The organism is Caballeronia zhejiangensis (assembly GCF_000698575.1).
Classification (GTDB): domain Bacteria; phylum Pseudomonadota; class Gammaproteobacteria; order Burkholderiales; family Burkholderiaceae; genus Caballeronia; species Caballeronia zhejiangensis.
The window spans coordinates 26,958-41,107 of record NZ_JFHD01000012.1 but is presented as its reverse complement, the minus strand read 5'-3'; the positions used below and the strand labels follow the sequence as shown (position 1 = coordinate 41,107).

The following is a 14,150-nucleotide window of genomic DNA, read 5'->3' as shown; positions in this document are numbered from 1 at the left end:
GTTTCGGGTTTTGACTCGAAGAGCGGCAACTCAAAAAACGGTTGTTATATGAACGCACGAGGGGACAAGATTCGGATGGTTTTGGCGGACGATCATCCGATCGTGCTGTTGGCTGTAGCCGACCAATTCTCGAAAATTCCGGGTTTTACGATCGCCGCCATGGCTCATTCCGGCGCCGAGTTGCTTCGCGTACTCGAAAAGGAGCCCGTCGACCTTATCATCACCGATCTCGTGATGCAGGGAGAAGACGAGACGGACATAGACGGCTTGCGGCTGATCAGCAAGCTCAAGCGGTCCTTTCCGAACATACCCGTCATTGTGCTGACCATGATGACGAGCGGCGGCATCTACCACGAATTGTGCAAGCTGGGCGTCGCTGCGATCATGAGCAAGGAGGAGCCCGCCAGCGAGCTCAGCCAGGTCACGCTTCGTGCATTGAGCACGAAAGAGACGATCATTTCGCCTAAGATTCAACACCGTCTGGCGCGCGATGGATCGACCCTGCAGGACCTCGCGCGCGAGCAGCCGCTTTCGCCCCGCGAACTGGAAGTGGTGCGCCTCTTCGCGCAGGGCCTTTCGGTGACTGAAATCGCGCGCACGCTGAACCGATCCGTGCCGACCGTCGCCACGCAGAAGCGATCGGCCATGCGCAAGCTGCATGTGGAGAACCACGTCGATCTCGTCAAATACGCGGCCAGAGCAGGACTAGCCTGATGGAGCATGTTTTCGCCGCATCGCGAGATTCTCCTCTGCAGATGCTGCGAATGCTCGAGGACAATCTCAAACGGGAGCGACGCATTTTCGCGGTCGCCATCGGCTTGCTGATTTTCTCTTCGATGTGTGCCGCTTTCGCGGCCATCGTTTTTCTGGTCAATAGTACGCTCAAGACCGAGCTTGCCGACGTCCAGTCCGTCATGCGCGGCGTGAATATCGGTATCTTCAGTCGTTACAACATGCTGAAGACGGGCGAGCTACTCCTCGAAGTCACCCCGCAGGACTACCATCCATCGCCCAACGGTCCTCGGGCCGCGCTGCCGTGCGCGCCCTTACCTTCGGACAGCGAAGACGCATCGATGAGCCGGATTTGCAGCGCGGCACTGCGTGCTATTCCCGACGGGAGCTTGCCGTTCTCCCTGCAATTCGCACGGTTCGACGGAAGCGCGTCGTATGGTTTTGAATTTTTCACCAAGCGCGACGCCGATGAGGGACCCGGCACCGAACGATTGCGCTCACTCGTCGATACCGCCAAGGCCACCATGAGTTCTCGCGGCCTCGATCCCGTAAGCGTCGCACGAGAACATAGCGTTCTATGGTTCCGTGCACCGGCCCTGCTGGGTTTCGAGAGTTCGACGATCGTTATGTTCATGGTGGTCGAGAAGAACGATCGACCCGTTGCGTTTGTCTTCACGAAGGTCGATGTCGAGCGTGTGCTGAAATTGGTCCGGCCCGCCGCCCTCAATTCGGAAATAACGATCTTTAGCGACGATGGCACGGTGCTGGCGGGCGATGCATCGGGAGACGCGCGATTCGTCGACAAACATCTCGAGAAGGGGCCGCCTGGCGTATCCCACTGGATCATGGGACACGGATGGGGCGCGCGAATGGAACCGCTTGCGCTCGGCGTCGGCCACATCGTCGTTTCCTTGCCGACGGCGACCAATCTCGCTGTCAAGCGTACGGAAGTGTCGGTTATCGTTCTGGTGGAAGCGGCGCTCTCAACTATGCTCGTGGCGTTATACCGATACTGGAACTACCGCTTCCTGACGCGTACCTATGAGCAGGCTTGCCGCGCGGTGGAAGGCGAGATTCTAAATCATCTCCAGGTGCAGGTGACGCCGGTCGGTTTGTGCATTGCGCTGCGTAGCGATTTCAGCGCCATTGCCGCGAATCAGGTCGCGCGTAACCTGCTCGACCTCGATGCCAGCGCGATGCATCTGCCCGCCGCGCTATGTGTGGCCTTCCATCAACATGGCATGAGCTTGCCCGCAAAAGGCGACGCCGCCGTGATCTGGCAATTCGAATGCACGCTGGAGAAAGCGGACCAGTCGTCGCGTCACCTGAAGATTTCCTACACGTCGGCGGTCGTCAACAAGACCGATGTGCTGTTCTGCGCCATTGCCGACATCACGGAGCATCACGAAGCCGAACGCCTGCTGCGCGAAGCGAAGGAAACCAGCGACGCCGCCGCCAAGGCCAAGCTGAATTTCTTCGCTTCGATGAGCCACGAGATCAGAACGCCGCTGTCGTGGCTCGTCGGCAATCTCGAACTCGTCGCCAGGGGCCCGCTGGCGGCGGAACAGGAAGCCCGCGTCGGTGCGATGCAGGCGTCGGCGGGCGCGCTGCTGCAGGTCGTCAACGATGTTCTCGATTTCTCGAAGATGGACGTCGGGGAAATGCGTCTCAGCGAAGAGCCGGCGTCGATACGCGACATCGTCATGCGCGTGATGGTCGGTCATTCGCCCATCGCGAATCGCCAGGGCTTGCGTTTGTTCGTCGTGATCGACCGCGAGTGCCCGTCACGCTTATGGCTCGATCCGATTCGCGTCGCGCAGATACTCAACAACCTCCTTGGCAACGCGCTCAAGTTCACGTATTCGGGCAAGGTCGTCGTGCGTGCGCGCTGGGTCGACGGCGCGCTCGCACTGAGTGTGGCCGATTCGGGCATTGGCATTCCGGAAGCGCAGCGTCAGATGCTCTTTCAGCCGTTTGTCCAGGGCGACGCGCACCGGCTGACTCAAGCGCGCGGCACCGGGCTCGGGCTCTCGATCTGCGAGCATCTGTGCCGGCTGATGAAAGGGCGCATCGCGCTTGAAAGCACGGAGGGCGTCGGCACGCGCATCACCGTCACGCTGCCGTTGCAAGTGGCTGAGTCGTCGCCGGACGAAGCCGATGCCTTGCTCGTCGGCCGGCCCGCCATCCTGTATCGGGCGAACGAGCATCGCGAGTGGTTCGACGCACTCTTCGATGCAGAGCGCAGTTCGATTACGTACATCACGAACGAGGGCGCGGCGGCGAACGTGGAGGGTTGCGACTGTCTCATCGCGACCGACGAAATCTCGGATGACGAGATCGATGCGCGATGGACAGATCGCGCGCGCGTCATCCGCGTGACGCAGGACGGCCCGCTCGTGCCGGTGGCGAGAGAGAACGGCGAAATAGCCGTCAGCATCTTCGCGGCCAAGGAGTTCCGGGAAGCGGTGCAGATTGTCAGAGACGGGAGGCATCACGCGATCTCCGCGTCGCCCATTCGGTCGGCGCCTCTGCAACCCGCTTCGGCGAATCCCGGCGCGACAGTGCTGATCGCCGAGGACAATCGCCTCAACCGAGGTTTGTTGCGCGACCAGTTGCTGACGCTCGGCGCATCCGTGATCGAAGCAGCCGACGGCGAGGAAGCGCTCGATCTGCTGCGCAAGAACCGCGTGGACCTCGTGCTGACCGACATGGACATGCCGAAGATGAACGGCGCGCAACTCCTGGCGGCCGCGCGTGCCCTCGATCCGTCGATGCGTGTCTATGCGGTGAGCGCGAGTGCGAGCGCGACCGATGTTCAACGTGGTCGCGACGCCGGTTTCACCGACTATCTGACAAAGCCGGTTGCGCTCTCCGTGCTCGCTGACGTGTTGCGCACGTTAGCCGTCGATGAAGGAAACGCATCGGCCGATGATGCGTCGCCGCCACGATTGCCGACGGTGCCGGCGCCGTATGTCGCCGCCTTCGTCCAGCAGATCGGCGAAGACATCGCCGCGCTCGACGCGATCTGCTCGCAGCGCGACGCGCCGGCGCTGCGCCGCTGGGCGCACAAGCTTGCGGGCGGGCTGTCGGTGCTCGGCCCGTCCATGCTCTTCGATGAGTGCGAGGAATTGCGCGCGACGCTGAGGGAGGCGGGCAACTGGGTCGAGGACGTCGAGACATACGTCTCGCTGATTCGCTCGGACCTTCTCGAACTGCGCGACCTGCATCGCGACACGATCCACGGTTAGGCCGACGCGCTGACCCATCCCGGATTGCAAACGTTCGGCCCGCAAAAACTGACGAACGGCCGTCAAGTTCGACCGTCAGCGGCCGTTTACACGCATATGAAAAGGCGCCGCCTACCTGGCGAGTGACCTTCCCAGAGCGCCTGGCTCGCCGCGACGCGTCGCGCGGCACCCCGAGGCGGCGACGGCAACCCCGACAACCGCTCGATGTCTCCCGCATGCGTCAGATTTACTCAAAGATGCGCCTCGCCAGTCTGGCCGTGGCGTCGCTCGTTTCGTTCTCGTCGTCCGCTTTCGCCGACGATCCGCCCGCCGTGCCGCTCACCGGCGGCAAGCTGCTGCTGACGGGCGGCGTCTCGGAAGTCGAAGGCGCGGCGGGCGGCGGCCTCACGCCGTGGGCCGTCATCGGCGGATACGGCACCGCGCGCCAACTCGGCGCGAACGCGCACGGCACCTACATCCGCACGCAGGATTACGCGCTCGGCACGTGGGGCCTGACCGTCGGCGTCGCGAATCGCGTCGAGCTGTCGCTCGCGCGTCAAAGCTTCGATACGCGCGATGCCGGCGCGAAACTCGGCCTCGGCGAGAACTTCAAGTTCAATCAGAACATCTTCGGCGTGAAGGTGCGGCTGCTCGGCGACGCCGTGCTCGATCAGGACACGTGGATACCGCAAATCGCCGCGGGGCTGCAGTTCAAGCACAACGAACAGGGCGATATCGTGAAAGCGGTCGGCGCGGCGAGCAATTCCGGCACCGATTTCTATCTATCCGCGACGAAGCTGCTGCTCGCGCAAAGCCTCCTCTTGAACGGCACGCTGCGCTTCACGAAGGCGAACCAGTTCGGCCTGCTCGGGTTCGGCGGCGACAAGTCGAACGCGTATCACCCGGAATTCGAGTCGTCGGTGGCGTATCTGCTGACGAAGAACGTCGCGATCGGCGGGGAATATCGGATGAAGCCGAACAATCTCTCGTTCGCGCGCGAGCAGGACGCGTACGACGCGTTCGTCGCGTGGGCCCCGAACAAGCACGTCTCGCTGACGGCGGCGTATGTCGCGCTCGGCGACATCGCGACGGTGAAGAATCAGCGCGGCCTCTACGTTTCGATGCAGGCGGGGTTCTGACGATGAACATCCGCCACGCCGCATTGCTGGCTCTCACGCTCGCCTGCGCGAACGCGCACGCCGACGACGCGCTCTACGAACAGTTCGGCGAGCGAGCAGGGCTGACGAAGATCGTCGACGACATGTACGACAACGTGCTCGCCGATCCGCGCACCGCGCCGTATTTCGACAACGCGCCCGTCAAGCGCATCAAGCAGAAGCTCGTCGAGCAGATCTGCGTGCTGCTCGACGGCCCGTGCGTCTACACCGGCCGCCCGATGCGCCGCACGCACGAAGGACAGAACATCGACCGGGCCGCGTTCAACGCGCTCGTCGAAGACTTGCAGGCCGCGATGGACAAGAACGGCGTGCCGTTCCACGCGCAAAACAAACTCCTGGCGAAGCTCGCGCCGATGTACCGCGACGTGCAAGACCGCGAATGAACATGCTCAAATTTCTCATCACGTTGCTGGCGTTCGGCGCGACGATTGCCCACGCCGGGAGCGTGCGCGTGCAAGTGGTCGATCAGGCCGGCGCGCCCGTGCCCGACGCCATCGTCTATGCGCTGCCCGTCAACGGCAAGCCGCCCGCGACGAAGCCCGCCAGCGCGGTCATCGATCAGATCAAGCGGCGCTTCGTGCCGATGGTCTCCGTCGTGCAGACGGGCGCGTCGGTGGCGTTCCCGAACAAGGACAACATCGAGCACGACGTCTATTCGTTCTCGCCGCCCAAGCGCTTCGAGCTGAATCTGTATCACGGCATTCCCGCGAATCCGGTCGTGTTCGACAAGCCCGGCCTCGTCGTGATGGGCTGCAACATCCACGATTCGATGGTCGCATATCTGCTGATCGTCGATACGCCGTGGTTCGCGAAGACCGACGCGCACGGCGCCGCGACCATCGACAATCTGCCCGCCGATGCGTACAAGGTGATCGCGTGGCATTTCCGCCAGAGCGATCCGAACGCGCAGCCGACGCAGAAGGTCAACGCGGACGGCGCGGTGAAATTCGCGCTGCAACTGCGCCCCGCCGAATAGGACGCCCGTCACGATGCTCTTTCACAGCCTGCGCGCGCGAATCGCGCTCGTCTTCGTCGTGCTGATGCTCGTCGCGCAGGCGGCGGCGTTTCTCGTCATCAACTCGGTGATTCTGAAGAACGCGCATCGCAACGCCGAAGAGCAACTGTCGGTGGCCGAGCGCGTATTCGCGCAGATTTTGCGCGGCAATAGCGAACAGTTGACGCAGGCGGCGAGCGTGGTCGCGCTCGACTTCGGCTTTCGCGAAGCGGTCGCGACGCACGACGGCAAGACGGTCGCGTCCGCGCTGCGCAATCACGGCGACCGCGTTCATGCGGACGTCGTGATGCTCGTCGATCTCGACGGCAAGCTGATCGCCGATAGCGGCGGCGTCGGGCGCGAAGGCATGGCGTTTCCGTTCCCGAAGCTCATCAGGACCGTCGCGACGAAGGGCGATGCGTCGTCGTTCGGCATGATCGGGCCGCGCGCGTATCAGCTCGTCGCGGTGCCGGTGAAAGCGCCCATCGCGATCGCGTGGGTCGTGATGGGCTTCGCGGTCGACGATGCGCTCGCACGCGATCTGAGCTCGCTCACGTCGCTCGACGTGTCGTTTCTCACCGTCGGCGACGACGGCAAATGGGGCGTGCTCGCAAGCTCGCTCCCCCACGACGCACGCGACGCGCTGACGGATCAGGCGCAACTCGCCGCGAACGGCTACGCGACGCGCGTCATGCGGCTGCACTCCGAAGGGCGCACGGTCGCCGTGCTGCTCGAACGCTCGCTCAACGAGGCGCTCGCGCCGTTCAAGCGCCTGCAGACGACGCTGCTGCTCATTACGCTGCTCGGCGTGCTCGTGTCGATCGTCGGCAGCGTGCTGATGGCGCGCTCGGTCACGCGGCCGATCGCGGCGCTCACGCAGTTTTCGAAGCGCATCGGGCAGGGCGATTACGCCGCGCCCATCGAGATTCGCCAGAACGACGAGATCGGCGAGCTGGCGCGCGCGTTCAATCAGATGCGCGACGGCATCTCGGAGCGCGAGAAACGCATCACCGAGCTCGCGTACATGGATCGGCTCACCGGCCTGCCGAATCGCGCGCTCTTCAACGACCGCCTGCAGCAGGCGATCGGCGCGGCGACGCGGAGCAAGCGCCCGCTCGCGGTGATGATGATGGACCTCGACCGCTTCAAGTACGTGAACGACACGCTCGGGCATCCGATCGGCGACATGCTGCTGTGCGAAGTGGCGAAGCGCCTGCGCGCGGCGCTGCATCGCAAGACCGATACGGTCGCGCGTCTGGGCGGCGACGAATTCGCCGTCCTTCTGCCGACCGACGATCTGGCGTCCGCGCGTCTTCTCGCCACGCGCATGCTGAACGCGCTCGAAGAGCCGATCACGATCGAAGGGCAACTCGTCGATGTGGGCGCGAGCATCGGCATCGTCACGTTTCCGCAGAACGGCACGGACATGAACGTGCTGCTGCGCCGCGCCGATATCGCGATGTACGTGGCGAAGCGCTCGAATCTCGGCTACGCGCTCTACGACGAACGTCACGACCAGAACAACGCCGAGCGTCTTTCGCTGATGAGCGAGCTGCGGCAGGCCGTCGAGCACGATCAATTGACGCTCTACTATCAGCCGAAGGTCGATCTCGCGACGCATCGCGTGAAATATGTCGAGGCGCTCGTGCGCTGGGATCATCCGACGCGCGGCTTCGTCTCGCCCGACCAGTTCATCCCGTTCGCGGAGCAGACCGGCTACATCAAGACGATTTCGCGCTGGGTCGCCGACAAGGCCATCGCGCAATGCGCCGCGTGGCGCCGGCAGGGCATCGAGCTGGCCGTGTCGGTGAACGTGTCGGCGCGCGAGCTGATCCAGTCGACGCTGCCCGAAATCTTCCAGGGACTGCTCGACAAGCACGGCGTCGCGCCGGAATCGATCTGGATCGAGATCACCGAGAGCGCGATCATGGACGACCCGAATCACGCGATCGAGACGCTCGACCGGCTGCACGCGCTCGGCATTCGCCTGTCCATCGACGATTTCGGCACTGGGTATTCGTCGCTGTCGTATCTGAAGCGCATGCCCGTCGATGAGCTGAAGATCGACAAATCGTTCGTGATGGGCATGTTCCAGCACAAGGACGATGAAACCATCGTGCGCTCGACAATCGATCTCGGGCACAACATGGGACTGAAGGTCGTCGCGGAAGGCGTCGAAACCGAAGAGATGCTGGAGCGGCTGAAGGCGCTGCGCTGCGATCTGGCGCAGGGCTATCACCTGAGCCGGCCGCTGCCCCCCGCGAAGCTCGAAGCGTGGCTCGACGCGTGGCGCGCGTCGAACGAGCAAGCGCTGATCGCCGGGCCGGAAGAGGCGTAGGCTCGCTTACCAGGCGCGGCCGCGGTCGTTCGCGACGGCTTGTTCGTCGCTCGCGATGGAGTCGCCGTCGCGATCGGCGAAGCGATAGGTGCCGCGTTCCTCCGATTTCGCTTCGTACAGCGCGGCATCGGCGCGCTTCAATGCGCTTTCGAACGACTCCGCCGGACGCGCCAGCGCGATGCCGACGCTCACGCCCACGCGCACCGTCTGCCCGGATTCGAGCGTGTACGGCGCCGACAGCTCGCCGATGATCTTGCGCGCGAAAACCACGTTGGCCGCGTGCGCGATATACGTGGCGACGATCGCGAACTCGTCGCCGCCCAGACGCGCGACCAGCTCGCCGCGGCGCATCGCGTTGCGCAGGCGGTCGGCGACGAGCTTCAGCAGTTCGTCGCCGGCATTGTGGCCGTGCGTGTCGTTGACGTGCTTGAAGCCGTCGAGATCGACGTACATCACCGTCACTTTCTCGCGGCCCGCGCCGCCCGCCATCAGACGTCCGGCCTGGTCGCCGAGATAGCGCCGGTTCGGCAGGCCCGTCAGCGAATCGTGATGCGCCCATTGCAGGATTTTCGCTTCGGCTTTGCGGCGCTCCGTCACGTCCTCGATGATGATGACCGCGCTGCCGTCGGGCACCGGATTGCGGCTCAGTTCGAGATGCCGTCCGTCGCGCAAGGGCAGGTCGAGCGTCGGATGGCCGCTTTCGAGCCATTGCGCGCATCGCTCGGCAAGCTGCGCGCGCGGTGTCTCGCCGAATTTCGCGAGCGCGGCATAGCCGATGAACTCCGGCAGCGACACGTTCAGCCGCAGCATGTCGATGGTCGCGCCGAACAGCTCCGCCGCCTTGCGATTCGCGATCACCACCCTGCCCGACGCATCCACGGTGCAGAGGCCGTGCGGCATGTGCGCGAGCGCCGCGTCGAAGCGCGTGGCGATTTCGGCGTGGCTTTCCTTGGCGGTCATCAGCGCGACGAGGCCGCGATAGTGCCGCTGCACGACCGCGCACATCGCGGCGATATAGAGGACGAGCGGCGGCACGAGAATCCAGTAGCCGGACGGCCCGAACAGCCCGCCGACGCCGATCGGCAGCGCGCCGAGGCACACCTGCGCGATCGCCAGATGCGGCGTGCCCGCGTTGCGCGACGCGACGCCGCCGAGCAGGCCGGCCGTCACCATGATCGCGAGCGACGCGAGCACGGCGTCGCCCGAGATCACGCAGCCCATCGCGCCGAGGCCCGTCACGAGACAGGCCAGCAGCCCGAACGGCGCATAGCGCGCGGCCCACCGGCCGGGCTGCGGCGCGTCCGTGCGCCTCAACGCGCGATATCGGCCGACGATCGAAAGGCGGGTGGCGAGCAGAAGCGCGTCGGCGGCGAGCCAGAGCATCGTCCAGAGGGACGGCTGGCGTCCGAGCGCGATCATCGCGACGAACGCGCCGGAGATGCCGGACAGCAGCAGCGGGCGGATGTCTTCGACAAGCGTCGACAGCAGCGATGCGCGAACGGCAGGCGTGATCCGTCCGTCCGCGGTCGCCGGCGTGGCCAGAATCGAATCGATCAAGGACGGATTGCCTGACATACGCAAGACCGGGCCGGCGAGAGGATGAATACGAAGGCGGCGGTGATGCGATCACCGCCGGTAATCGTGTATACGGCGGCGTCTGCGTGTTCTTTAGGCAAGACTTAGCGGCGGCTCAGGCGTGGTGAGCGTCGATTATTCGCTGAGAGCGCATTCTGACTTTCCTTCGAGCCGGATTATGTTTTCGCGCGGACATAGTAATTTAGGGCTCAAGTCTTTCAACCTGGCCTGACGCCGGGTTTTGCCTCATCGAAAGCTTTCGTTTCAGAGACGATCATGTTTGATGTCCTGCGCGCCATGCCGCGAAGGCGTCGTCGGTGAGGATGAAAGAAGCAGTTTCGCGGAAAGATGGCCACAGAAACCGTCGGGCGATTCATAAAAGGAGACGTCATGGACACGAACTCTCTCTCACCCGGTGCCAAAGGCGGGTCGCACGCCGAGCACCACAAGCAGACGAAGAAGGCGACCGCGAGCGGCTGGATCGGCTCCGCGCTCGAGTACTACGACTTCTTCATCTACGCGCAAGCCGCCGCGCTGATCTTTCCGCAACTCTTCTTTCCTTCGGGCAATCCGAAAGTGGCGATCGTCGCGTCGCTCGCGACCTACGGCGTCGGTTACGTGGCGCGTCCGATCGGCGCATTCGTGCTCGGTCATTGGGGCGATACGCACGGCCGCAAGACCGTGCTCGTGCTGTGCATGTTCCTGATGGGCTTCTCGACGATGGCCGTCGGACTTTTGCCGACGTATCACAGCGTCGGCATGCTCGCGCCGACGCTGCTCGTGATCCTGCGGCTCGTCCAGGGCTTCGCGGTCGCGGGCGAAATCTCCGGCGCGAGCTCGATGATTCTCGAACACGCGCCATTCGGACGCCGCGGTTTCTTCGCGAGCTTCACGCTGCAAGGCGTGCAGGCCGGACAGATTCTCGCCGCCGCCGTGTTCCTGCCGCTCGCGTACTACATGCCCGAGGACGCGTTCAATTCATGGGGCTGGCGCATTCCGTTCCTGCTTTCGGCGTTCGTGCTGGTTGCCGGCTACATCATCCGGCGCGAAGTGCACGAGACGCCCGCGTTCGAGAAGGAAGGCGAGAAGGGCGCGGTGCCGCGCTCGCCAATCGTCGACGCCTTCAAGTACAACCTGCCCGACATGATCCGCGTCGTCTGCATGGCGCTGATGAACGTGATTCCCGTGGTCGCGACGATCTTCGGCGCGGCGTATGCGGTGCAGGCGGCGTACGGCATCGGCTTTCACAAGAGCGTGTATCTGTGGATTCCGGTCGTCGGCAATATTCTCGCCGTCATCGTGATTCCGATCGTCGGCAATCTCTCCGACAAGATCGGGCGCAGGCCGCCGATCATCGTCGGGGCGATCGCCTCGGGGCTGCTGTCGTATCTGTATCTCTACGCGATCAGCATTCACAACGTCGGCATGGCGATCGTCGCGTCGCTCTTGATGTGGGGCATCGTCTATCAGGGCTACAACGCGATCTTCCCGAGCTTCTATCCCGAACTCTTCCCGACGCGCACGCGCGTCTCCGCGATGGCGATCTCGCAGAACATCGGCACGACCATCACGGCGCTGTTGCCCGCGCTGTTCGCGAGCGTCGCGCCGCCCGGATCGACGAACATTCCGGTCATGATCGGTTCAATCACGCTCGCCGTCACGATCATCTCGGCGATCGCCGCGTGGAGCGCGCGGGAGACGTACCGGATTCCGCTCAACCAGCTCGGCGAGCCGGACGCGCGGCCGGTCGAGAAGTCCGAGTACGACCGCCTGCGCGCGGAATCGGTCGCGAACGCGCGCACTTCCTGAAGCTCATGTCCTCTTTCCTTGCTCAGGCGGCGCGCGACAGCGCCGCCGGGGTGAACTCGCGCTTTTTCAACACGGTGAAATCGAAGTGAATACAGACTCAGGCAAGACGCGTATCGCGGTGGCGGGCGCGGGCTATATCGGTCAGGCGCACATGGGCGTCGCGCAGGCGAGCACGACGTGCACGCTCTCGGCCATCGTCGATCCGGCGCCCGCCGCCGTCGACATCGCGCAGAAGGCGGGCGTGCCGCTCTACAAAACGCTCGACGAACTGCTCGCGAAGGATCGCCCGGACGGCATCGTGCTCGCGACGCCGAATCAATTGCACGTCGGACATGCGCGCGTGTGCATCGCGGCGGGCGTGCCGATCCTGCTGGAGAAGCCGATCGCGCCGACGGTCGAGGAAGCGCAGATGCTCGTCGATGAAGTGGAGCGTTCCGGCGCGAAAGTGCTGATCGGCCATCATCGCGCGCACAGCCCGATCATGGCGCGCGCGAAGCAGGTCATCGACGAAGGGCGGCTCGGCAAGCTCGTCGCGGTGATGGGCAGCGCGGTGTTCTTCAAGCCCGACGAGTATTACGCCAGCGCGCCGTGGCGGCGCGAGCCGGGGGGCGGGCCGATCCTGCTCAACATGATCCACGAGGTGCACAACTTGCGGATGCTGTGCGGCGATATCGTCGCGGTGCAGGCGTTCGCATCGCACGCGACGCGCGGCTTTCCCGTCGAAGATACGGTCGCGATCAATCTGCGTTTCGCGAGCGGCGCGCTCGGCACGTTCATGCTGTCCGACACCGCCGCGTGCCCGCGAAGCTGGGAGCAGACGTCGCAGGAGAACAAGGCGTATTCCACGTATCCCGACGAAGACTGCTACGTGATCGCGGGCACGTTCGGCTCGCTTTCCGTGCCGACGATGCGTCTCAAGTCCTACGCGAAGGCCGAAGATCGATCATGGTGGAAGCCGTTCGACGAAGACGTCGTGGCGATGCAGCGCGACGATCCGCTCGCGCATCAGATGGAACATTTCGGGCGCGTGGCGCGCGGGGAAGCCGAACCTATTGTCAGCGCGCGCGACGGACTGCAGAATCTGCGGATCACCGAGGCCATCGTTCTTGCCGCCACGAGCGGCAGGATCGTCGAGACCGCCTGAATCTTTTCAATTCCCCTTCCAGTTCAAGGAAATCACATGGCAAAGATCCTGACGCTGCACGGCGTCAACCTCAACATGTTCGGCAAGCGCGACCCGAAGCAGTACGGCACGGCGACGCTCGCGCAAATCGACGAGCAGATGGCCGCGCTCGGCAAGGAACTCGGCGTCGAGGTGGAGTGCTACCAGACGAATATCGAAGGTGAGATGTGCTCGCGCATTCATCGCGCGTTCGAAGAAAACGTCGATGCGATCGTCATCAACGCGGGTGCGTGGACGCACTACAGCTACGCGATCCGCGATGCGCTCGCGATCCTGAAGGCGCCGATCATCGAAGTGCACATGTCGCACGTGCACGCGCGGGAGGAGTTCCGCCACAAATCGGTGTTCGCGGAAATTGCGCGAGGGCAAATTTCCGGTTTCGGCGTCGATAGCTACTTGCTGGGCTTGCGCGCAGCAGTCGCCGCGATCAAATAAGGCCGATGCCTTCACGGCGAAGCGTGTGGGCGCTTCGCCGTGTCATCGGGTCAGGCCGGGCGACTGAAATCCTTCGACGCGGGCGCGACCGGCTCGCGTTCGCTCTGCTTGCGCAGCGGTTCGTGATTGCGTTGCGCCGCACCGCGGATGAACAACACCGCACCCACCGCGCAAACAGCCCAGACCACCGCGATGATCGTCAAGTAGCTCATATCCTTCTCCCCGATGCTCCGAGCGCGGGCGGCTTTGCCGTCACCGCTGCCCGCCTTCTGTTGGCCCTGTTGGTCCGTTACGTTTGCGACGCGGGCAGCGCCAGCAAACGCCCGATCAGCTCTTGCGCGAACGCATGCTGCTCGGTAATGGTCTCTGCATCGTCGTCGGTGGCGTTCGGATCGCCGTGCAGCTTCCCGGCGAGACGCATGATGTTGTCCGACACCGACTGCAGCGCGCTCAGCAATTCCGCTTGTGTCGCCGCGCTGTCCTGCGATCCTTCGCCAAAACGCTGCGCCGTTCGATGCGGCCTGGCGTTTCCTTCCATCGTCTGATACATGGCGACCCCCGTCGTGAGTGGATGATGCGATTCTCACGCCGCGACGCCTCGAGTAATCCTCCGAACAAGCCCTGATTCCGGCCTCAATTCGTTTGATGTCCGTTTCCGCGATTCGGAGCACGGCTGCTA

The 14,150-nt window shown here is 64.0% G+C and carries 12 protein-coding genes; 9 read left to right on the top strand and 3 right to left on the bottom strand.

Translation table 11 applies throughout. The annotated features are described in order from the left end of the window. Positions 1–48 precede the first annotated feature (48 nt). The 6 genes from BG60_RS16990 to BG60_RS16965 all read left to right on the top strand — a co-directional run bounded on the left by BG60_RS16990 (position 49) and on the right by BG60_RS16965 (position 8,469). Complete coding sequence (locus BG60_RS16990; protein ID WP_033535857.1) at positions 49–714, top strand: response regulator; 666 nt, start codon at positions 49–51, stop codon at positions 712–714. 50 nt (positions 715–764) lie between these two features. Further along, complete coding sequence (locus BG60_RS16985; protein WP_160172897.1) at positions 765–3,980, top strand: hybrid sensor histidine kinase/response regulator; 3,216 nt, start codon at positions 765–767, stop codon at positions 3,978–3,980. Between the two features lie 215 nt (positions 3,981–4,195). Beyond that, positions 4,196–5,098, top strand: a complete 903-nt coding sequence (locus BG60_RS16980) for a DUF3034 family protein (RefSeq protein WP_008347389.1) — start codon at positions 4,196–4,198, stop codon at positions 5,096–5,098. 2 nt (positions 5,099–5,100) lie between these two features. Then, positions 5,101–5,520: a group I truncated hemoglobin gene (locus BG60_RS16975; RefSeq protein WP_008347391.1), complete on the top strand. Its 420-nt coding sequence runs from the start codon at positions 5,101–5,103 to the stop codon at positions 5,518–5,520. After that, complete coding sequence (locus BG60_RS16970; RefSeq protein WP_008347393.1) at positions 5,517–6,113, top strand: methylamine utilization protein; 597 nt, start codon at positions 5,517–5,519, stop codon at positions 6,111–6,113. The genes BG60_RS16975 and BG60_RS16970 overlap by 4 nt, the downstream gene beginning before the upstream one ends. A gap of 13 nt (positions 6,114–6,126) precedes the next feature. Continuing rightward, a complete protein-coding gene (locus BG60_RS16965; RefSeq protein ID WP_008347395.1) occupies positions 6,127–8,469 on the top strand; it encodes a bifunctional diguanylate cyclase/phosphodiesterase in 2,343 nt (780 codons plus the stop codon). 6 nt (positions 8,470–8,475) lie between these two features. On the opposite strand, the gene BG60_RS16960 is transcribed toward BG60_RS16965, so the two are convergent. Beyond that, positions 8,476–10,044, bottom strand: a complete 1,569-nt coding sequence (locus tag BG60_RS16960; protein ID WP_063828776.1) for a sensor domain-containing diguanylate cyclase — start codon at positions 10,042–10,044, stop codon at positions 8,476–8,478. Between the two features lie 390 nt (positions 10,045–10,434). On the opposite strand from BG60_RS16960, the gene BG60_RS16955 reads away from it, so the two are divergent. The 3 genes from BG60_RS16955 to aroQ all read left to right on the top strand — a co-directional run bounded on the left by BG60_RS16955 (position 10,435) and on the right by aroQ (position 13,471). Next, complete coding sequence (locus BG60_RS16955; RefSeq protein WP_008347399.1) at positions 10,435–11,853, top strand: MFS transporter; 1,419 nt, start codon at positions 10,435–10,437, stop codon at positions 11,851–11,853. Positions 11,854–11,938: 85 nt separating this feature from the next. After that, positions 11,939–12,997, top strand: a complete 1,059-nt coding sequence (locus BG60_RS16950) for a Gfo/Idh/MocA family protein (RefSeq protein WP_144403592.1) — start codon at positions 11,939–11,941, stop codon at positions 12,995–12,997. 36 nt (positions 12,998–13,033) lie between these two features. After that, complete coding sequence (gene aroQ / locus BG60_RS16945) at positions 13,034–13,471, top strand: type II 3-dehydroquinate dehydratase (RefSeq protein WP_008347401.1); 438 nt, start codon at positions 13,034–13,036, stop codon at positions 13,469–13,471. Between the two features lie 50 nt (positions 13,472–13,521). Here the strand turns inward: aroQ and BG60_RS39040 are convergent, their stop codons facing one another. Both BG60_RS39040 and BG60_RS16940 read right to left on the bottom strand, forming a co-directional pair. Continuing rightward, entirely contained in the window at positions 13,522–13,674 is a 153-nt protein-coding gene (locus BG60_RS39040) for a hypothetical protein (protein ID WP_162483411.1), read from the bottom strand. Between the two features lie 86 nt (positions 13,675–13,760). After that, a complete protein-coding gene (locus tag BG60_RS16940; protein ID WP_008347402.1) occupies positions 13,761–14,021 on the bottom strand; it encodes a hypothetical protein in 261 nt (86 codons plus the stop codon). Positions 14,022–14,150: the final 129 nt, after the last annotated feature.